Origin of the sequence: Kluyvera cryocrescens NBRC 102467 (genome assembly GCF_001571285.1) — a bacterium.
GTDB lineage: Bacteria > Pseudomonadota > Gammaproteobacteria > Enterobacterales > Enterobacteriaceae > Kluyvera > Kluyvera cryocrescens.
On record NZ_BCTM01000041.1, the window covers coordinates 1 to 21,406 of the forward strand.

The following is a 21,406-nucleotide window of genomic DNA, read 5'->3' on the forward strand; positions in this document are numbered from 1 at the left end:
AGAGGAATTCCTTTGTACTGTTCTGTATGATTTCAGTAAAGGCAGTATAACCCGCCATCAGGCTGTCAGCGGTATCGCGACATTATATACAGCTGCCGCAGAAGGACGGAGAGAAGAGGTTTTAGAATATCTGAGAGAGGGAAGAAAGTTGCTAAGGCAGTAATTGATGATGAGTAAAGATGGTTTAGGAAGGGGACCGAACCACCCCGGAACGGCCCCCTGAAGGAATGGCAATTCCGTTCACCGCCAATATTAGCTTTTTCCGGGCTGTGATAACATCTCCGGGTCATTTTTCAGAGCCAGGGCAGATGAAGAAGAAAAACAGCACACCCACTCCTCACGATGCCACGTTCAGGCAGTTCCTGACGCAACCGGATATTGCCCGGGATTTCATGGAAATCCACCTGCCTGCAGAGCTGCGAGCAGTCTGCGATCTCAGCACGCTGAAACTGGAATCAGGCTCGTTCGTTGAGGATGATCTCCGCCAGTATTTCAGCGACGTCCTCTATAGCCTGAAAACTACAGCCGGCGACGGCTATATTCATGTTCTGGTCGAGCACCAGTCAACGCCGGACAAACATATGGCTTTCCGCCTCATACGCTATGCGGTAGCCGCCATGCAGCGCCACCTGGAGGCAGGGCATAAAAAACTGCCACTGGTGATACCGGTGCTGTTCTATACGGGTAAGCGCAGCCCGTATCCGTACTCTACTCGTTGGCTGGATGAATTTGACGCTCCCGAGCTGGCAGGCAAACTCTACAGCAACGCTTTCCCGCTGGTAGACGTTACGGTCATTCCGGATGATGAAATCGCTGGCCATCGCAGCATGGCCGCCCTGACTTTACTGCAAAAGCATATTCACCAGCGGGACCTGGCAGAACTGGTCGACCGGCTGGCACCCATCTTGCTGGCGGGATACTTGTCTTCATCGCAGGTGATATCGCTGGTAAACTATATAGTGCAGGCAGGCGAAACATCCGACGCCGAAGCCTTTGTACGCGAACTGGCACAGCGTGTGCCGCAACACGGAGACGCACTTATGACCATCGCACAACAGCTTGAACAGAAGGGCATCGAGAAGGGGATTCAGCTCGGTGAACAACGCGGCATTGAAAAAGGCGAGCGCGAAGCCACCCTTAAAATTGCACGAACCATGCTCCAGAACGGCATTGACCGCAATACCGTCATGAAAATGACCGGTCTGACTGAAGACGACCTGGCGCAGATCCGCCACTAATCACCCTTTCCTGGCACTCCCTGTCTGGTCATCAGCGAATACTGGTGGGGCAGGGAGTCACCAGACTCAAGTTCAGCCAGCCACAGCGATTAAACAGCTTCATCACCTCGCCACATTCCCCCGTCAGACACGCTGTCAACGGATTTATCTGTAAAGCGACATAGAGATTGGCTCGTAAGAGATAAATGCCGTTCACACCCGCACTGAGCGCCACAGCATTCCGACCGGCCCCCAGTGAGCAGCTTCTCAGTCGGGCACAATCCAGTAAAAAAGCGATGAGTCATCGATGGAGATACAGGCTAGAAAAGTGCGGTTCTGGCTTGTTCATATCCCGAATGATCACGTGCGTAACATTTTCATTAAATACAATTATGTCAATTATTTTTATTCACAATATGTTGATAGTGTAGCGTACGCGCCAGCAAGTAAATATTGTTAAAATTTTAAGCAATAAATGTTCTCACGTTCGTCCAGTAAAAAGCGTAGATCATTGAAAGCATTGTACGATTGTGTTGAGCTGAGACTACCTCTTCGTCGCGGATAATGACCATAGCTAATTGGCTATTACATTGAGACTCAGTCTGGTGATATGGTATGCTCAAGTTGAGGATGATGTAATCAAGTTATCCCAGTAACAATTTATTTTTAGGCAAAATAGCAAACATATTTTCCGGGGCTGAAAATATGGGATTATGCAGATAATTGCAAGTTCGCACCCATACCGGATATCGAACTGTATGTTTTTATTATGGGGGAATGACCGTGATCAAAAAAATTTGTCAGGTAATTGATGGGGAGTACGTCTGCGACATTGATATCAGTGTTGAGGAATGGAAAACATTATTAATGAATGAAAAAGTTTTTGATTCTAAAAGTATTGCAGCATTAAAGAAATGGTTCATTGAACCAAGTCATTCTTGCACGTGTTTCGATATAGGTAAAAAGTACGATCTGCACAGTATGAGTGCTAATGGTGTTATTAATGGACTGGGTGGAAGGGTTCAAAAAGAACTTGGTAGATTCGAAGTTAAAGGGATCGGAAATATAGCATCCGGCACAAAATTCATTACAGTCATGAAGAGTAAAGAAATCGGCGGAAAACCAAAAAGAAACTTATGGACAATTCGTGAGGAACTTGTTCAGGCAATTAACGAACTGGATTTTTTTGGTACAACAGAAATGGCCAGCAGTGAGTATTACTCTGACGATGAGTTGATCAATGCCATAGAGGAAAGTAATATCTTTGACAACGTTCAGACGTTTGAATATACAGGGGAAGCCAAACCAAAGAAAAATGCAATAGAAGTAAAAAATGGCCTCTCGTATCCCCGGAGTAAAGGCGTATCCCAAAATGCGCTGAATAAAGCAGGTTACAGATGTGAAGTCGATAGTGGTCACCCAACATTCAGAAGGCGAAATTCATCCTTAAATTACACAGAACCTCATCACATTGTACCTATGTCCAGGCAAGATGCTTTTGACACATCTCTTGATGTCGAAGAAAATATCATATCCCTGTGTTGCAATTGCCATAAACAAATTCACCTTGGACAGGGTTATGAAGATATGCTGAAAGAAATATACACTGCGAGAAAAAGGTTATTAAAAAAAGTTGGTATTGATATATCACTGGAAAACTTGATTCTTTATTACAAAATGGAAAGTAAGTGAGTTTCAAACGAGAGTGATACCTTCGTTTTATTGGTCGGGATGAACAGCAGATGATGTTTCCGGCAAGTATCTGGTTCAGAAACTTTCTGTTAAAAAAGAGGTAAAAGTAGTCTTGAGCCCTGACTGCGAATTGCCATTGCGCATGACCAGAGAACAGGACGACCCCCTGCCAAACCCAGGCATGAGAAACACCTTTAAAACATAGACTTAATTAAAATCAGCAATTCCCATCGAAATAATAAGCAAGCAGAATTGGCTCAGGTGAATTTCACTCGGTGCAGTGCATGCGTTGGGGGGGTTAAAAGGAAAAACCCGAAATGAATCGGGTTTTGATTAATTAACGATTAACAGGTTCCCGTGCCCGGGAACACTCTGACTGTACGCGCAATATAATCTTTCCGCAATCATTATTTTTGATTACCAAGCCATTTATTCATCTGCTCAATTTCACCTTTTTGAGCTTTAATGATGTCCTGCGCGAGCTTTCTCATTTCCGGATCTTTTCCGTATTTTAGCTCGGTCTCAGCCATTGCTATTGCCCCTTCATGGTGTGCTACCATGCCTTTCGCAAAAGCCTTGTCGGGATCGGACTCTTTTACAGCGGCCATCATTTTGTCATGCATACCTTTCATGCCGGACATATATTCCTGTGACGATGCCGATGAGGATATATCTGACATTTTCATTTCTGAATGTTCTGCGGAAATCGCTGGCAGGGATAACATCAGTATAACAAAAAGCGAATTTGTGATTTTCATATAATAAACCCTTTCAGATGGTTACCGGATAAGTTTAGCTGAGTCAGACAAAAAAGCCCCCTGTAGGGGGCAAAAAATAACAACATCTCCGTATAAGGGGCAATCTATCAAGGAAAGGGTAACCGCACAGATACTTCAGTTGTCATCAGCCCGCATTGATCATGCGGCGGTGTGCATCAGCCATAGCCTGATGGGGGCCGGACTGACCGTTATTCGTAAATTCATGGGCAACAGCTGCTCTTTCATGTTCATTCATCGCCGCAAACGAAGTCGCCGGGCGGGAAGCGTTAACGGTGCCAGTTCCCATCATCTTCTGATGACTTTCCGCCATTTTTTTATGTGCATCTGCTGAACCATTGTTCATGGTTTCATGAACAATAATAGCCTGTTCATGCTGATCCATACTGGCCATCCGTGGAGCTGCCCCCTGGATGGCGGCTGGAGTTGAAGAAGACTGCATCTGATGGGCCGGAGCCTGAGCATTATTGACACGCTCATGGATATTTACAGTTTCAGTGGCCCAGGCCGTAGAAATTAAGCTCAAACCTAACACTGATGCTAAGACGATATTTTTCATGGTAACTCTCCATTTCTGAATTAGTGATGTCCGTGAATTTCGATCTATGTCCTCAGTAGTACAACTGAAAACTCTACAGACCTTATTCCGCCGGGATGAGGCTTTAATACAACTCCTGGCTTGTGCTGATGCCGTGTATGGATGAAGTAATAATGCCTTCCTGATAAGTTGCACTAATTATATCGAATGGCTTCTGTTTGCTGCATGACAGGCTAATGACATCTTTGTCATTTAAATCTTTATTCTCAGTACTGGGTTTCCGGAATCATTTTCTCCAGTCTGGGCACGGATAAGATAAAACGAGTTGAGCGTACGTCCGATTCCACCTGCACTCTTCCGTGATGTGCTTCCACGATGGACTTCACAATCGCAAGGCCGATGCCGCTGCCTTCTCCTTTTCGTTGTCTGGACGGATCCACCCGATAAAAACGGTCAAACAGCCTTGATAAATGCTCTTCAGGGATTGGTTTCCCCGGATTTTCAATCACAAGGTCAAAAAAGCTCTCCTGCTCTCTTATTGAGACGGTGATTGCCTGTCCCTCCGGGGTATAACGCAGGGCATTGGATAACAGATTATTGATCGCTCTTCTGAACATTTGTGGATCACCCTCAACCAGGCAGGGCATCCCGTTAAATTTGAGCGTAATATTGCGTTCTTCGGCCCAGGCTTCGAAAAACTCGAAGACTTTCATGACTTCTGCTCTGAGGTCAAACCGGACCCTGTCAGGTATCAGCTGATTATTGTCCGCCTGCGCCAGGAACAGCATGTCGCTAACCATTTTGGTCATCCGGTTATATTCTTCAAGGCTGGAATAGAGGACATCCTCAAGTTCCTTCTTGGTTCGATCCTGACTCAGCGCGATTTCAGTCTGCGTCACCAGATTGGTGATGGGCGTTCTGATCTCGTGCGCGATATCGGCAGAGAAATTGGCCTGGCGGGTAAAGACATCCTCAATCTTTCCAATCATATGATTGAACGAGATAACCAGCTGCTCCAGCTCAATGGGAACGCGTGTCGGTTCCAGCCGCGCATCAAGATTCTCGGAGGTGATGTTTTTAATGGCATTGCTGACATTACGAAGGGGCAGGTGCCCCTGACGGACAGCGATGCGAATGATCAGAACAATCAGCAGGCTTATCACGACGGCGATCGCAATCAGATTTTTTTTCAGCGCATCGAGGTAATGGAGATGGAAATTAATGGAGAGGCCAGTCAGCATGACATAGTTCTGCTGTTTGCCCTGAAATATCGCCTGGCCAGAGGAGGCGATAATCCGGTATGTTTCCATCTTCATTTCAGACCCGGTATCCATCGGTCTCGCAGGATCCTCCACCGTCCAGAGAAAGACATCCCGTGCGCGGCTGTGCTCGCTAAAATCTGCTGAATTCACGGCCGGGCGTAGTGCTGCCCCCTGCGCTGAACTAAAGAGCACCTCCCCCCTGGGATTGAGGAGCAAAAGGGCAACGTTGCGGTAGCTGGCGATCGATTCCTTTATTTTGCTTACTTTTTTTTCATCCGGATCTGCCGGGGACTGGAGTATACGGCTCAGTGTGGTGCTGATTTGTTGAAGATCGCTGACATCCTGCTCGGCAAAATGATTTTCAACAGAATGCAGCATAAACCAGGTGAAGGCGATAAAAGCCAGTATTGTGGACAGGCTGATAAAAAAGGTCAGCCGCAGCGCGAGTGAGAAAGGGCGTCTGGAAGGTTTGCTATGCATCCGGGACCTCCAGCATATAGCCCACGCCCCGGACTGTCTGGATCAGCTTTGTCTCGTAATCGTTGTCTATTTTAGCGCGGAGTCGCTTTACGGCGACATCAATCGCGTTAGTGTCGCTGTCAAAATTCATGTCCCAGACCTGAGAGGCAATCAGGGAGCGGGGAAGAACCTCTCCCTGATGGCGAATGAAAAATTCCAGCAGGCTGAACTCTTTACTGGTGAGCATAATGCGGTTTCCGGCGCGACTGACTTTTCTGGATACGAGATCAATCGAGAGATCAGCCACCTTAAACTGGCTTTCCGTGATCATCGTGTTTCCCCGCCTCAAAAGGGTTCTCACCCGGGCTAGCAGTTCGGCAAACGCAAAGGGTTTAACCAGATAATCGTCCGCACCCAGTTCCAGTCCTTTGACCCTGTGTTCGATCGTGCCGAGGGCCGTCAGCAGTAAGACCGGCATACCCTTTCCGGCAGTGCGCAGCATGCGGATGATATCCCAGCCGTTCACATCAGGCAGCATGATGTCCAGAATGACTAAATCATACTCAGCTGTCATGGCGAGATGATATCCGGTAAGACCATTATCAGCGTGATCCACTACGAACCCTGCCTCTGTAAGTCCTTTGCTGAGATATTCACCTGTTTTAATTTCGTCTTCGACGATCAATATTTTCATCTTGCTCCCCGGCTGGCTGCTAAGGTCATTCTATTGCGCCCACGATCGTTATCAACGGATTACAGCAAAAATGACAACATTGTCATTATCCTGTCACCCGGCAAACAGAGAGCGTTCGGTAAAGTACCCCTATCAATACTCTGGACTTCATTTGGACCATTTACCAGGTCTGCCTGGACGAGAAGCGTTATGTTCAAATTAAAATTACTCAGCATTAGCACGATATTCATCCTGGCCGGTTGTGTCTCTCTGGCACCAGAATATCAGCGCCCGGCAGCACCGGTACCCCAGCAGTTTTCACTGTCCCGAAACAGCCTGACGCCAGCAGTGAATGGTTATCAGGATACGGGCTGGCGTAACTTTTTTGTCGATCCCCAGGTTACACGGCTGATTACTGAAGCCCTGAATAATAACCGTGATTTGAGAATGGCTGCCCTGAAGGTTGAAGAGGCCCGGGCCCAGTTCAACGTCACGGATGCAGATCGTTATCCCCAACTGAATGCCTCATCCGGGATCACCTACAGCGGTGGTCTGAAAGGCGACAAGCCGACCACACAGGAGTATGACGCGGGTCTGGAACTCAGCTATGAGCTCGATTTTTTTGGCAAACTTAAGAATATGAGTGACGCTGATCGGCAGAACTACTTTGCCAGCGAAGAAGCCCGTCGGGCCGTACACATCCTGCTGGTCTCCAACGTTTCACAAAGCTATTTCAGCCAGCAACTGGCGTACGAACAACTCCGTATTGCGCGGGAAACGCTGAAAAATTATGAACAGTCCTATGCTCTCGTTGAGCAACAACTGGTGACCGGGAGTACGAACGTTCTGGCGCTTGAACAGGCCAGAGGACAAATCGAAAGTACCCGTGCCGAAATAGCCAAACGAGAAGGCGATCTGGCTCAGGCAAACAATGCCCTGCAACTGGTGCTGGGAACGTACCACGCACTTCCGTCAGAAAAAGGGATGAAAGACGGGGAGATCGCGCCAGTAAAACTGCCACCAAACCTGTCCTCACAAATTTTACTGCAGCGCCCGGATATCATGGAAGCGGAATACCAGCTAAAAGCGGCTGATGCCAATATTGGCGCAGCGCGAGCGGCATTTTTCCCGTCCATTACCCTGACCAGTGGCCTTTCCGCAAGCAGTACAGAGTTGTCCAGCCTCTTTACGTCAGGAAGCGGAATGTGGAATTTTATCCCCAAAATTGAAATTCCTATTTTCAATGCCGGCAGAAACAAAGCCAATCTGAAACTGGCTGAAATTCGCCAGCAACAGTCGGTGGTTAATTACGAACAAAAAATCCAGTCGGCCTTCAAGGATGTTTCCGACACGCTTGCCCTGCGCGATAGTCTTAGCCAGCAACTCGAGGCACAGCAGCGTTATCTTGATTCACTCCAGATAACCCTCCAGCGGGCCCGGGGATTATATTCAAGTGGTGCAGTCAGCTACATAGAAGTGCTGGATGCAGAACGCTCGCTGTTCACTACGCAGCAAGCCATTCTCGACCTTACCTATTCCCGACAGGTTAACGAAATTAATCTGTTCACCGCGCTGGGTGGCGGTTGGATAGAGTGAATTATATTCAACATATCAGGAAATTAAAAATGCGTAACTCACTTAAAGCCGTTTTATTTAGTGCCTTCTCTGTCATGTTTTCTGCCGGTCTTCATGCTGAAACACATCAGCATGGCGATATGAATGCTGCCAGTGATGCTTCGGTACAGCAGGTTATCAAGGGCACCGGTGTCGTTAAAGACATTGATATGAATAGTAAAAAAATCACCATTTCGCACGAAGCAATCCCTGCGGTGGGCTGGCCTGCAATGACCATGCGCTTCACTTTTGTTAATGCAGACGACGCTATCAATGCCCTGAAAACCGGCAACCATGTCGATTTCTCGTTTATTCAGCAGGGCAATATCTCCTTACTCAAAAGCATTAACGTTACGCAATCCTGATTAACAGTCCGGAGCGAATACATCCAGTGCGCCTGAACATTCATTAAGGGATTACTGAGAATGAACGATCGGGCGCATATGCCAGGTGTTTTGATTTTTCAGCGAGAAATTGTATGGCTTCTTTAAAGATAAAATATGCTGCAATAATTATCAGCAGCCTCATAGCAGGAGGGCTGATATCGGTTACTGCCTGGCAGTATGTAAACTCATCACCAAAAACAGTACAAACAGAAAAAACGGCACCGGAGCGAAAGGTACTTTTCTGGTATGACCCGATGAAACCGGATACCAAATTTGATAAACCCGGAAAATCTCCCTTTATGGATATGGACCTGGTGCCAAAATATGCTGATGAAAGTGGCGAGAAAAGCGGTGGCGGGATCCGTATTGATCCAACGCAGGTTCAGAACCTGGGATTAAAAACGCAAAAAGTCACGCGCGGAATGCTGAATTATTCTCAGACGATCCCGGCTAATGTCAGTTATAACGAGTATCAGTTTGTCATTGTGCAGGCGCGCTCTGACGGTTTCGTCGAAAAAGTGTATCCCCTGACGATTGGCGATCATGTGAAGAAAGGAACACCGCTTATCGATATCACCATTCCTGAATGGGTCGAGGCGCAAAGTGAGTTCCTGCTGTTATCCGGTACAGGCGGTACGCCAACCCAGATAAAAGGGGTGCTGGAGCGACTTCGTCTGGCTGGTATGCCGGAAGAGGATATTCAAAGGCTGCGTTCAACCCGCACAATCCAGACCCGTTTTACCATTAAAGCACCTATTGATGGTGTCATTACTGCATTTGACCTGCGCACCGGCATGAATATTTCGAAAGATAAGGTGGTGGCTCAGATTCAGGGGATGGACCCGGTCTGGATCAGCGCTGCAGTGCCGGAATCTATCGCCTATCTGCTGAAAGATACGTCGCAGTTTGAAATTTCGGTACCGGCTTATCCGGATAAAACATTCCATGTCGAAAAATGGAACATTCTTCCCAGCGTGGATCAGACAACCCGTACGCTTCAGGTCCGTCTCCAGGTATCTAATAAGGATGAGTTTCTCAAGCCGGGCATGAATGCCTATCTGAAACTGAATACCCAAAGCCAGGAGATGCTGCTGATACCAAGCCAGGCCGTTATCGATACCGGCAAAGAACAGCGCGTGATTACTGTTGATGATGAAGGCCAGTTTGTGCCGAAACAGATCCACGTTCTGCATGAATCACAGCAACAGTCCGGCATTGGCTCCGGCCTGAATGAAGGCGATACCGTGGTGGTCAGTGGCCTGTTCCTCATTGACTCCGAAGCCAATATTACGGGTGCGCTGGAACGTATGCGCCACCCTGAAAAAACAGAAAGCAGTATGCCAGCAATGTCTGACCAGCCTGTAAATATGCATTCAGGGCACTGAGGAGACGACGATGATTGAATGGATTATCCGGCGCTCTGTCGCCAACCGTTTCCTGGTCATGATGGGGGCCCTGTTTCTCAGCATCTGGGGCACATGGACGATTATTAACACGCCGGTCGATGCCTTACCTGACCTGTCAGATGTGCAGGTCATTATCAAAACCAGCTATCCCGGCCAGGCCCCGCAGATTGTAGAAAATCAGGTCACCTATCCACTTACCACCACCATGCTGTCCGTACCTGGCGCAAAAACCGTGCGTGGTTTCTCACAGTTCGGGGATTCGTATGTGTATGTCATTTTTGAAGACGGGACCGATCTGTACTGGGCCCGTTCCCGCGTGCTGGAATACCTGAATCAGGTTCAGGGAAAACTGCCTGCCGGTGTGAGTTCTGAAATCGGTCCTGATGCCACGGGTGTGGGCTGGATTTTTGAATATGCCCTTGTCGATCGCAGCGGAAAACACGATCTTTCAGAACTGCGCTCTCTGCAGGACTGGTTCCTGAAATTTGAACTGAAAACCATCCCGAACGTGGCTGAGGTCGCTTCGGTTGGCGGCGTGGTGAAACAGTATCAGATCCAGGTCAATCCGGAGAAATTGTCCCAGTACGGTGTCAGCCTGCCTGAAGTGAAACAGGCTCTTGAATCGTCTAACCAGGAGGCAGGTGGTTCATCCGTTGAAATGGCCGAAGCGGAGTATATGGTCCGGGCCAGCGGATATCTTCAGACCATTGATGATTTCAATAACATTGTCCTGAAAACCGGCGAGAACGGTGTACCGGTTTATCTGCGGGATGTTGCCCGCGTGCAGACCGGGCCTGAAATGCGGCGAGGTATTGCCGAACTGAACGGCCAGGGGGAAGTCGCCGGCGGCGTGGTGATCCTGCGGTCGGGTAAGAATGCGCGCGACGTTATCACGGCAGTGAGGGATAAACTGGACACGCTGAAGGCCAGCCTGCCGGAAGGTGTTGAAATTGTGACCACCTACGATCGCAGCCAGTTAATCGATCGGGCCATTGATAACCTCAGCTACAAACTCCTGGAAGAGTTTATCGTGGTGGCCATCGTCTGTGCCCTGTTCCTGTGGCACGTACGTTCTGCCCTGGTGGCAATTATTTCTCTGCCGCTAGGCCTGTGTATCGCCTTTATCGTCATGCACTTCCAGGGACTGAACGCCAATATTATGTCGCTGGGAGGGATTGCGATTGCCGTCGGAGCGATGGTGGATGCCGCCATTGTGATGATTGAAAATGCGCACAAACGGCTTGAGGAATGGGATCATCAGCATCCGGGTGAGCAGATTGACAACGCCACCCGCTGGAAGGTGATTACCGACGCCTCCGTGGAAGTGGGACCCGCACTGTTTATCAGCCTGCTGATCATCACCCTGTCCTTTATTCCTATCTTTACCCTGGAAGGTCAGGAAGGACGTCTGTTTGGACCGCTGGCATTCACGAAAACGTACTCCATGGCGGGCGCGGCCGCGCTGGCCATCATCGTCATTCCGATTCTGATGGGATTCTGGATCCGGGGGAAAATTCCTGCCGAGACCAGTAACCCCCTGAACCGGATGCTGATAAAAGCGTATCATCCATTACTATTGCGGGTCCTCCACTGGCCAAAAACAACCCTGCTGGTTGCGGCCTTGTCTATCTTCACGGTTATCTGGCCACTGAGCCAGGTGGGCGGTGAGTTTCTGCCGAAGATCAACGAAGGTGACCTGCTTTATATGCCGTCAACGTTGCCAGGTGTCTCTCCGGCAGAAGCAGCGGCGCTCCTGCAGACCACGGATAAGTTAATCAAAACCGTTCCTGAAGTGGCCTCTGTATTTGGCAAGACCGGTAAGGCAGAGACCGCAACGGATTCCGCGCCACTCGAAATGGTGGAAACCACCATTCAGCTGAAACCTGAGGATCAGTGGCGGCCAGGCATGACGATTGACAAGATTATCGATGAACTTGATAAGACCGTCCGTCTGCCTGGTCTGGCAAACCTCTGGGTGCCGCCAATCCGTAACCGTATTGATATGCTCTCAACCGGGATTAAAAGCCCGATAGGTATCAAAGTGTCCGGAACGGTTCTGTCCGATATCGATGCGACGGCGCAGAGTATCGAAGCAGTAGCCAAAACGGTACCGGGCGTGGTGTCTGCCCTGGCTGAGCGACTTGAGGGTGGGCGCTACATCGATATCGATATCAATCGGGAAAAAGCCTCCCGCTACGGAATGACGGTGGGCGATGTGCAGCTGTTCATCTCATCAGCCATCGGCGGCGCGACGGTAGGGGAAACGGTTGAAGGCGTGGCCCGGTACCCGATTAATATCCGCTATCCGCAGGATTACCGGAACAGTCCACAGGCGCTGAAACAGATGCCGATCCTGACCCCGATGAAGCAGCAGATCACACTGGGCGATGTTGCGGATATTAAGGTCGTTTCAGGGCCGACTATGCTGAAAACGGAAAATGCCCGTCCAGCCAGCTGGATTTACATTGACGCGCGCGGCAGGGATATGGTGTCGGTGGTTAATGACATTAAAACGGCGATCAGTCAGAAAGTGAAACTGAGACCGGGTACCAGCGTGTCATTCTCCGGACAGTTTGAACTGCTTGAGCATGCCAACAAGAAACTGAAGCTGATGGTGCCGATGACGGTGATGATCATCTTCATTCTGTTGTATCTGGCATTCCGCCGGGCTGATGAGGCCTTACTTATTCTGATGAGCCTGCCGTTTGCGCTGGTAGGCGGGATATGGTTCCTGTACTGGCAGGGCTTCCATATGTCAGTGGCGACCGGCACCGGGTTTATCGCCCTGGCCGGGGTGGCAGCAGAGTTTGGCGTGGTCATGCTGATGTATCTGCGTCATGCCATTGAAGCGCACCCGGAATTGTCCCGTAAAGAGACATTCACACCGGAAGGTCTTGATGAAGCCCTCTATCATGGTGCCGTATTGCGTGTCCGGCCGAAAGCCATGACCGTGGCGGTGATCATTGCGGGCCTGCTGCCCATACTCTGGGGAACCGGCGCAGGTTCAGAGGTCATGAGCCGTATTGCGGCCCCCATGATTGGCGGGATGATCACGGCTCCGCTGCTGTCCCTGTTCATTATTCCTGCCGCCTACAAACTCATCTGGCTGCGCAGACATAAAAAGAGCGTGTCATAACCCTGAAAGGGCACCCCTGTGGGTGTCCTTTTGCATAAATTCACCCTGGCATCAGGGTTTATATCGATAACATACAGAGGTGAGTATGAAAAAAATGATTCTAATGATCCTGGCTCTCGGCCTTTCACTGCCCGTGATGGCGAGTGAAAAAGTCATTGATATGTACAAATCTGAAAACTGTGGCTGTTGTTCCCTGTGGGGCAAGGCGATGGAAAAAGCCGGGTTTGAAGTGCGAACTCACGTCATGAATGATCAGGCGCTGTCAGCCCTGAAAGAAAAGCATGCTGTTCCTGCAGGACTACGAAGTTGTCATACCGCGGTTGCCGGTAATTTGATCATTGAAGGCCATGTGCCTGCGACAACGATTTATAAAGCAATGCAGTCTGGTTCAGGTATATACGGTCTCGCCACCCCCGGTATGCCGGCAGGAAGTCCGGGAATGGAGATGGGAGCCCGAAAAGAGGCTTACGATGTTATCGCATTCTCACCGGATGGAAGTAAAAGAGTCTTCCAGCGAATCGAATAGTCAGCGGAACGGCTGATAACGGGACGCCGGTAGCAGGCCCTCTTATGCCGGCGACATTCGTGGTAATCGCATCCATGACATACCCTGAAGACAGAAAATGCTTCAGGTATGCATAAGGAGAGTTACTGTGAAAAATGACAATGCAGTGCAACACAACAACCAGACTGCTTCTGAACAGACATTATCCCCGGACGAGAGTCACGTATTGCATAAGATGAGAGATCCCGTGTGCGGGATGGCCATCCTGCCGGACAAGGCGCACAGCAGCATTCGATACCAGGACCATCAGCTTTATTTCTGCTCCGCCAGCTGTGAGAGCAAATTTAATGCCCATCCCGATCGTTATCTTACCGAAGATGCCAGTGAATATTCCCATCACCATCACCACGAAGTCAGCCCTGATCAGATAAAACAGCCTCACCACCAGGCGGAGAAAGGGTTTTCTGAAGGTGTGTGGACATGTCCGATGCACCCGGAGATACGCCGTACTGGTCCCGGAAGCTGTCCTGTCTGTGGAATGGCACTGGAACCGCTCGTAGCCACGGCATCCACGGGGCCGAGTGATGAACTTCGCGACATGACAAGACGCTTCTGGCTGGGGTTGTTGCTGGCGTTTCCGGTTCTGATACTCGAAATGGGATCTCATCTGTTTCCCGCTTTGAGGAATACAGTATCGCCACAGTACAACACATGGCTGCAGTTACTTCTGGCCTCTCCTGTCGTGTTGTGGTGTGGCTGGCCATTCTTCGCCCGGGCCGGAATGTCGTTACGTAACCGCTCCCTGAATATGTTTACCCTTGTTGCTATGGGGACCGGCGTAGCCTGGGTTTACAGCGTCACTGCAACCGTCTTCCCCTCCTGGTTTCCTGCATCGTTCAGAAACATGGATAGCCTGGTGGCCGTTTATTTTGAAGCCGCAGCAGTTATTACGGTGCTTGTTCTGCTGGGACAGGTTCTTGAGCTGCGGGCACGGGAACAAACCTCAGGTGCCATTACTGCACTTCTGAACCTTGCCCCCAAAACCGCCAGGCGGCTGGATCATGACGGTCATGAAACGGATATTAATGCGGAAGATGTCCTGCCTGGCGATAAGCTCCGCATCAGACCTGGAGAGAGTATTCCGGTCGACGGTATCGTGGTCGAAGGCAAAACAACCGTGGATGAATCGATGGTGACCGGGGAGTCTATGCCGGTTACCAAAACGGAGGGTGAACCCGTCATTGGGGGGACGATTAATCAGACAGGTAGTCTTATCATCCGTGCAGAGAAAGTCGGTGATGAAACGATGCTCTCACGAATTGTTCAGATGGTCGCTGATGCACAGCGTTCGCGGGCCCCCATCCAGAGAATGGCTGACAGCGTTTCAGGCTGGTTTGTTCCTCTGGTGATACTTATCGCGGTTGTTGCTTTCATGATCTGGTCTGTCTGGGGGCCCGAGCCCAGGATGGCGCACGGTCTCATTGCGGCTGTGTCGGTCCTGATTATTGCCTGTCCCTGCGCGCTGGGGCTGGCCACGCCGATGTCGATAATGGTGGGGGTGGGCAAAGGAGCCCAGGCCGGGGTGTTAATTAAGAATGCCGAAGCCCTTGAGCGTCTTGAAAAAGTGGACACGCTGGTTGTCGACAAAACAGGCACGCTCACGGAAGGTTCGCCGACGGTGACAGGGATTATCAGTCTCAATCCGGGTGGGGAAACATCTCTTTTGCGTGTAACGGCCGCAGTGGAAAAAGGCTCGCAGCATCCGCTGGGTATGGCAGTAGTTAAAGCAGCACAGGAAAAGGGGATCGCAATACCCGCAGTCACTCATTTCAATGCGCCGTCGGGTAAAGGTGTCTCAGGCGATGTCGAAGGTCAACGGGTTGTTATTGGTAATGAACTGGCTATGCAGGAAAACAGTATCGTTATTGATAATCAAAAGGCCGTTGCGGATACGTTGCGGATGGAAGGTGCTACCGTTATCTATGTGGCCACAGACGGGCACCTTGCAGGCCTGATAGCTATCTCGGATCCCGTGAAAGCAACCACGCCGGATGCGCTTAAAGCTTTGCGTCAGGCGGGGATCCGCATCGTTATGCTCACCGGGGATAACCAGCTTACCGCTGAAGCAGTCGCACGGAAACTGGGAATAGATGAGATTGAAGCCGGGATTCTGCCGGATGGCAAAAAAGCAGTGATAACCCGACTGAAAGCGTCTGGCCATGTGGTTGCGATGGCCGGAGACGGTGTGAATGATGCCCCGGCGCTGGCAGCGGCTGACGTGGGAATAGCCATGGGAACGGGTACAGATGTGGCAATTGAAAGTGCCGGAGTCACCCTTCTCAAAGGCGACCTGATGATACTGAACAGGGCCCGTCATCTGTCAGAGATCACCATGAAAAATATCCGACAGAATCTGTTTTTTGCATTTATCTACAACGCACTTGGCGTGCCTGTGGCTGCAGGCCTGCTTTATCCTGTGTATGGAATACTGCTGTCGCCAGTTATTGCGGCGGCGGCCATGGCTCTTTCCTCCGTCAGCGTCATTGTGAATGCGTTGCGTCTGAAAAGTGTCAGGCTCGGGAAATAACACTGAGTGAAGGGGCTGTTACGAACAGAAGGAGTCCAGTATGAAAAGTACCACCTATGCGCTTATTGCTGTCGCCGCGATCGCGGCATTTGCCCTCCTGCGCGAACACTGGTCACATGTGGCAGGTTACTGGCCATATCTGTTATTGCTGGTCTGCCCGCTAATGCATCTTTTCCACGGCCACGGAGGGCATGGAGATCATCAACATCAAGGAAGTGAAAACGATAAAAAAAATTAATCCGGCAGACGGGGCCGCGTCGCGGCCCCGTTATCAGTCCAGGTATCGTTCGTAGTCTCTGGCATGCGCAAAGGCATGCTGTTCAAGTTTGTTATCAGCGGGTGCGGGTGCCGCTGCCCGGAACGCCAGTGAGTTAACAGGATTGTTATTGATGACCAGCTCGTAATGCAGATGAGGACCGGATGAACGTCCGCTGTTACCGGATAATGCAATAGCGCCTCCCCGGGTAACCCTGGCCCCTTTAGTAACGAGTATTTTATTGAGGTGGAGATAGCGAGTTTTAACACCGGCTTTTCCTGTTACTTCAACAAAATATCCCATGGTGCTGTTGTATTCGGCCCGGGTGATTTTTCCGTCGATGACGCTGACTATTTTCGTGTTCATGGGCATGGAATAATCAATGCCATTATGGGGACTCACTTTTCCCGATACCGGGTTAAGTCTTGCAGGATTGAAAGGCGAACTGAGTCTTGCTGTGGCCGGTAACGGATAATCGAGACTGCCTTTCCCGGAAGTATCGGAAAGGTTATAGAACTTTTTATCTGATATACGATACGCCGTGTAATTAAATGAACCGGACGTAAATTTATAGGCCACGACACGTGATTTTCCCGCTTTCTTTTGCAGTACGAGTTTTAATGATTCATTTTTTTTCAAATGCCGCAGATTAAACCGGGAAGGCAAGGAGCGCTGAAGGGTAGCGATCTCGTTCGATTCCAGCCCCGAGCGGGTGGCTGAAAGGTAGGCATTTTCTTTTACGACATCGGTAGAATACATTTACTGGAATTCGCCGTTAGCATGAACACTGCGGCGTATGCTAGGGGTTTTCAGGAGGCGTGTCATCTGTCAGTTAATCGGGAGCACCGTTGATGGTCGTCATTTTTGTAACATATCTTGTTTCCCGTTTGCTCCTGAAGATCTGGGAACTGTATGACCAGCCTGACGGTGATGATTAACGGGACTGAAACAGGTTACGGCAGAGCAATATGGGGCTCATGTCCTGCTACGTAACCCGTCAGTAAAGCCCTGCTAAGCACTAACCCGCCTGCAGTTACCTGGAGGAATACAGGCCGCGAAGCTTTCTTGCCTGTGTCTGATGAGCTTCCGCACCGGCATTATTGACCTGCTCATGCACGAGGGCGGCTTTCTCTCCGGCATTCAGTTCGTTAAAAGAAGAAGAGGAGGTCTTTGAATTTGCACCACTGTCGGACAGCATTTTTTTATGTTCCTCAATCATTTTCTGATGTGCATAGGACGCGCTGTTGTTCATAAATGAATGAGCAACAATGGCCCTTTCATGTTCATTCATTTCAGAGAATGAGGGCGTGCTGTTTTTATTAACCCTGTCCGGTAAGTTTTCATGCGTCGAGGAATTCACATGACTGACGGCTGAGGCATTATTAACAAATCGATGTGCTTCATGGGCAATATCACTGGACTGAGCAAAAGCTGCCCCACAAAATAAAGCTGTAAACGCAGTGGTCGTGATTAATATATTCATGTGTAATTACCTTCTGAGGTACATAAAAGATGTCCTTATGATCATATATAAAAATAATCAACCTGTGGGGAAGATGACGTAAATGTAATACAGCTATGTACATTACACGATTGTAATGAATTTGTTTCTTAAGGTGTGCTAGATTCATTTCATTGTAAGTGGATGAACCAGTAATTTAATTTAAATCGGTTCTCGAATTCTGTCAGTAACCATACTTTAAATAAGGGAATGCGCATGCTGTTGAAAACGTCTCGACGAACTTTCCTGAAGGGGTTAACCCTCTCTGGCGTAGCCGGAAGTCTTGGCGTATGGAGTTTCAATGCGCGTTCCAGTCTGAGCCTGCCAGTTGCCGCATCCCTGCAGGGTACTCAGTTTGACCTGACCATTGGTGAAACGGCCGTCAATATCACGGGCAGTGAGCGTCAGGCCAAAACAATCAATGGAGGCCTGCCGGGGCCCGTTCTTCGCTGGAAAGAAGGTGACACCATTACCCTGAAGGTCAAAAACCGTCTTAATGAACAGACGTCCATTCACTGGCACGGCATTATTCTTCCGGCCAATATGGATGGTGTTCCGGGGCTGAGTTTTATGGGCATAGAGCCTGATGATACCTACGTTTACACCTTTAAGGTTAAGCAGAACGGGACTTACTGGTACCACAGCCATTCCGGTCTGCAGGAACAGGAGGGGGTATACGGTGCCATTATCATCGATGCCAGGGAGCCAGAACCGTTTGCTTACGATCGTGAGCATGTGGTCATGTTGTCTGACTGGACCGATGAAAATCCTCACAGCCTGCTGAAAAAATTAAAAAAACAGTCGGATTACTACAATTTCAATAAACCAACCGTTGGCTCTTTTTTCCGCGACGTGAATACCAGGGGGCTGTCAGCCACCATTGCCGATCGGAAAATGTGGGCTGAAATGAAAATGAATCCGACTGACCTCGCGGATGTCAGTGGCTACACCTACACCTATCTCATGAACGGGCAGGCCCCGCTGAAAAACTGGACCGGACTGTTCCGTCCCGGTGAAAAGATACGCTTACGGTTTATCAACGGCTCGGCAATGACCTATTTCGATATCCGTATCCCCGGGCTGAAAATGACGGTCGTGGCTGCAGATGGCCAGTATGTAAACCCGGTTACCGTTGACGAATTCAGGATTGCCGTTGCCGAAACCTATGATGTCATTGTGGAGCCTCAGGGTGAGGCCTATACCATCTTCGCACAATCCATGGACAGGACCGGTTACGCTCGAGGGACACTGGCCACGAGAGAGGGGTTAAGTGCTGCCGTTCCCCCCCTCGATCCCCGTTCTCTGTTGACCATGGAAGATATGGGTATGGGGGGAATGGGACATGATATGGCAGGAATGGACCACAGCCAGATGGGAGGCATGGATAACAGCGGAGAGATGATGTCTATGGACGGTGCTGACCTTCCGGATAGCGGGACATCCTCCGCGCCCATGGATCACAGCAGCATGGCCGGTATGGATCATTCCCGGATGGCCGGAATGCCGGGTATGCAAAGTCATCCTGCGTCAGAAACGGATAACCCACTGGTTGATATGCAGGCGATGAGCGTCTCTCCGAAATTAAATGATCCGGGTATTGGTCTTCGAAATAACGGAAGAAAGGTTCTCACGTACGCGGATTTGAAAAGCCGCTTTGAGGATCCTGACGGACGTGAACCTGGCCGTACCATAGAACTGCATTTAACCGGCCACATGGAAAAGTTTGCCTGGTCATTTAACGGAATCAAGTTTTCAGATGCCGCACCGGTGCTGCTGAAATACGGTGAGCGGCTCAGGATCACGCTGATCAACGATACCATGATGACTCACCCCATTCACCTGCATGGTATGTGGAGCGATCTGGAAGATGAAAACGGTAATTTCATGGTTCGTAAACACACAATAGATGTTCCCCCTGGTACAAAACGCAGTTACAGAGTGACAGCAGATGCGCTTGGCCGCTGGGCGTATCACTGCCATTTGCTCTATCACATGGAAATGGGAATGTTTCGTGAAGTCCGGGTGGAGGAATGATGCGAATGAAGAGAAATTTGAAGGCCATACCTGTTCTGGTCGCCGGTTTCTTTACCTCACAGCTTTCTATTGCGGCGGGCTCCGTCTCTGCAGATCCCCACGCCGGGCACGACATGTCTGCCATGCAGATGCCAGCAGATGAGAATTTCACTGAGATGACGTCAATGGAGCCCATTGTAACTGAGAGCAGAACGCCAATTCCGCCTGTTACCGATGCCGACCGGAAGGCTGCATTCGGCAATTTACAGGGGCATGCGATTCACGACAGTGCGATTAATTATCTGGTTCTGCTGGATCAACTGGAATGGCAACGGTCGGATAACACCAACAATTTCAGCTGGAGTGTTAACAGCTGGATTGGAGGCGACACAGACCGGCTTTGGCTAAAGAGCGAAGGCGAACGAAGCAATGGGGAAACGGAGGCGGCTGAAGCGCAGTTACTCTGGGGACATGCGGTTGGCCCCTGGTGGGATTTGGTTGCGGGTGTCAGGCAGGATTTCAGACCTGCTTCTGCCCAGACCTGGGCTGCTGTCGGTTTTCAGGGGCTGGCACTCTATAATTTTGAATCTGAAATTACGGGGTTTGTCAGTAATGGCGGAAAAGCAGCCCTTCGTCTGGGAGGAGAATACGACGTTTTACTGACTAACCGGCTCATACTCCAGCCATCCTATGAGGTGAATTTCTACAGTCAGGATGATGAATCGCGGGGTCGCGGCAGGGGACTGACTGACACAGAACTGGGGCTCCGGCTGCGCTATGAAATACGCCGTGAGTTTGCACCCTATATAGGCGTTTCCTGGAATCAACTTTACGGGAAAACATCCGATATGGCGAAAAGAGAAGGTGAGAAAGACCATCAGGTAGTATTCCTGGCGGGAGCCAGAATCTGGTTTTAACGCACCGATATAAAACACTCAACTAAACAGGTAAATAAAATGTCGATTTTAAATAAAGCCATTTTTACAGGTGGCCTCGTTATGGGCGTTGCTTTCTCTGCTATGGCCCATCCTGAATTAAAAAGTTCTGTCCCGCAGGCAGATTCAGCCATAGCGGCCCCGGAAAAGATCCAGCTTAATTTCACAGAAGATCTGACTGTGAAATTCTCAGGGGCTAAATTAACAATGACCGGGATGAAAGGCATGTCATCCCATTCGCCAATGCCAGTCGCGGCAAAAGTGGCACCAGGTGCTGACCCTAAATCAATGGTCATTATCCCACGAGAACCTCTGCCAGCCGGCACTTATCGTGTTGACTGGCGCGCGGTTTCTGCAGATACACACCCTATTACCGGCAATTACACTTTTACAGTGAAGTAATATTATGAACGACCTGATTATGATTGTTATTCGTTTTCTTCTTTATCT

At 49.7% G+C, this 21,406-nt stretch carries 18 protein-coding genes and 1 pseudogene; 12 read left to right on the top strand and 7 right to left on the bottom strand.

Annotated elements, in window-relative coordinates; translation table 11 throughout:
* Positions 1-308: 308 nt before the first annotated feature.
* Positions 309-1,238, top strand: coding sequence for an Rpn family recombination-promoting nuclease/putative transposase (locus KCR01S_RS20860; protein WP_061284932.1), 930 nt, complete (start codon positions 309-311; stop codon positions 1,236-1,238).
* On the opposite strand, the pseudogene KCR01S_RS25705 reads toward KCR01S_RS20860, so the two are convergent.
* A pseudogene (locus tag KCR01S_RS25705) lies at positions 1,235-1,467 on the bottom strand (DUF2913 family protein); the annotation flags it as partial. The gene KCR01S_RS20860 and the pseudogene KCR01S_RS25705 overlap by 4 nt on opposite strands.
* 533 nt (positions 1,468-2,000) lie before the next feature.
* On the opposite strand from KCR01S_RS25705, the gene KCR01S_RS20865 reads away from it, so the two are divergent.
* A complete protein-coding gene (locus KCR01S_RS20865) occupies positions 2,001-2,909 on the top strand; it encodes an HNH endonuclease (RefSeq protein WP_061284933.1) in 909 nt (302 codons plus the stop codon).
* Positions 2,910-3,316: 407 nt separating this feature from the next.
* Here the strand turns inward: KCR01S_RS20865 and copM are convergent, their stop codons facing one another.
* The 4 genes from copM to silR all read right to left on the bottom strand — a co-directional run bounded on the left by copM (position 3,317) and on the right by silR (position 6,638).
* On the bottom strand, positions 3,317-3,667 hold the full coding sequence (gene copM, locus KCR01S_RS20870) for a CopM family metallochaperone (RefSeq protein ID WP_007871800.1): 351 nt from the start codon (positions 3,665-3,667) through the stop codon (positions 3,317-3,319).
* 145 nt (positions 3,668-3,812) lie between these two features.
* The gene (silE, locus tag KCR01S_RS20875) at positions 3,813-4,244 is read right to left on the bottom strand and encodes a silver-binding protein SilE (protein ID WP_061284918.1); all 432 of its coding nucleotides are present in this window, start codon (positions 4,242-4,244) and stop codon (positions 3,813-3,815) included.
* Positions 4,245-4,489: 245 nt separating this feature from the next.
* Positions 4,490-5,965 (bottom strand): copper/silver sensor histidine kinase SilS, encoded by a 1,476-nt coding sequence (gene silS, locus KCR01S_RS20880; protein ID WP_061284919.1) that lies wholly within the window; start codon positions 5,963-5,965, stop codon positions 4,490-4,492.
* The gene (silR, locus tag KCR01S_RS20885; RefSeq protein ID WP_061284920.1) at positions 5,958-6,638 is read right to left on the bottom strand and encodes a copper/silver response regulator transcription factor SilR; all 681 of its coding nucleotides are present in this window, start codon (positions 6,636-6,638) and stop codon (positions 5,958-5,960) included. Before silR ends, silS begins: the two co-directional genes overlap by 8 nt.
* A gap of 189 nt (positions 6,639-6,827) precedes the next feature.
* On the opposite strand from silR, the gene silC reads away from it, so the two are divergent.
* The 7 genes from silC (at position 6,828) to KCR01S_RS20920 (ending at position 16,489) form a co-directional block, all read left to right on the top strand.
* Positions 6,828-8,213: a Cu(+)/Ag(+) efflux RND transporter outer membrane channel SilC gene (silC, locus tag KCR01S_RS20890; RefSeq protein WP_061284921.1), complete on the top strand. Its 1,386-nt coding sequence runs from the start codon at positions 6,828-6,830 to the stop codon at positions 8,211-8,213.
* A 29-nt stretch (positions 8,214-8,242) separates the two neighbouring features.
* A complete protein-coding gene (gene cusF, locus KCR01S_RS20895; RefSeq protein WP_032716633.1) occupies positions 8,243-8,596 on the top strand; it encodes a cation efflux system protein CusF in 354 nt (117 codons plus the stop codon).
* 113 nt (positions 8,597-8,709) lie between these two features.
* A complete protein-coding gene (silB, locus tag KCR01S_RS20900) occupies positions 8,710-10,002 on the top strand; it encodes a Cu(+)/Ag(+) efflux RND transporter periplasmic adaptor subunit SilB (RefSeq protein ID WP_061284922.1) in 1,293 nt (430 codons plus the stop codon).
* Positions 10,003-10,012: 10 nt separating this feature from the next.
* Entirely contained in the window at positions 10,013-13,159 is a 3,147-nt protein-coding gene (gene silA / locus KCR01S_RS20905) for a Cu(+)/Ag(+) efflux RND transporter permease subunit SilA (protein WP_032716631.1), read from the top strand.
* 85 nt (positions 13,160-13,244) lie between these two features.
* Positions 13,245-13,685 (top strand): DUF411 domain-containing protein, encoded by a 441-nt coding sequence (locus KCR01S_RS20910; protein ID WP_061284923.1) that lies wholly within the window; start codon positions 13,245-13,247, stop codon positions 13,683-13,685.
* Between the two features lie 97 nt (positions 13,686-13,782).
* Complete coding sequence (silP, locus tag KCR01S_RS20915; protein ID WP_156478797.1) at positions 13,783-16,251, top strand: Ag(+)-translocating P-type ATPase SilP; 2,469 nt, start codon at positions 13,783-13,785, stop codon at positions 16,249-16,251.
* A gap of 40 nt (positions 16,252-16,291) precedes the next feature.
* The gene (locus tag KCR01S_RS20920) at positions 16,292-16,489 is read left to right on the top strand and encodes a DUF2933 domain-containing protein (protein WP_000843497.1); all 198 of its coding nucleotides are present in this window, start codon (positions 16,292-16,294) and stop codon (positions 16,487-16,489) included.
* Between the two features lie 33 nt (positions 16,490-16,522).
* On the opposite strand, the gene KCR01S_RS20925 is transcribed toward KCR01S_RS20920, so the two are convergent.
* Positions 16,523-17,266 carry a peptidoglycan DD-metalloendopeptidase family protein gene (locus KCR01S_RS20925; RefSeq protein ID WP_061284925.1) on the bottom strand — a complete coding sequence of 248 codons (744 nt, stop codon included), beginning with the start codon at positions 17,264-17,266 and terminating at the stop codon, positions 16,523-16,525.
* Positions 17,267-17,540: 274 nt separating this feature from the next.
* Positions 17,541-17,990 (bottom strand): hypothetical protein, encoded by a 450-nt coding sequence (locus tag KCR01S_RS20930; protein ID WP_061284926.1) that lies wholly within the window; start codon positions 17,988-17,990, stop codon positions 17,541-17,543.
* Positions 17,991-18,224: 234 nt separating this feature from the next.
* Here KCR01S_RS20930 and pcoA point away from each other — a divergent pair, with 234 nt between their 5' ends.
* Genes pcoA through pcoC form a run of 3 tightly spaced genes read left to right on the top strand, consistent with a single transcriptional unit; the run spans position 18,225 to position 21,358 of the window.
* Entirely contained in the window at positions 18,225-20,042 is a 1,818-nt protein-coding gene (gene pcoA, locus KCR01S_RS20935) for a multicopper oxidase PcoA (protein WP_049002685.1), read from the top strand.
* Between the two features lie 5 nt (positions 20,043-20,047).
* Positions 20,048-20,938: a copper resistance outer membrane transporter PcoB gene (gene pcoB, locus KCR01S_RS20940; RefSeq protein ID WP_174522464.1), complete on the top strand. Its 891-nt coding sequence runs from the start codon at positions 20,048-20,050 to the stop codon at positions 20,936-20,938.
* A gap of 39 nt (positions 20,939-20,977) precedes the next feature.
* On the top strand, positions 20,978-21,358 hold the full coding sequence (gene pcoC / locus KCR01S_RS20945) for a copper resistance system metallochaperone PcoC (RefSeq protein ID WP_061284928.1): 381 nt from the start codon (positions 20,978-20,980) through the stop codon (positions 21,356-21,358).
* The last annotated feature ends 48 nt before the right edge of the window (positions 21,359-21,406 follow it).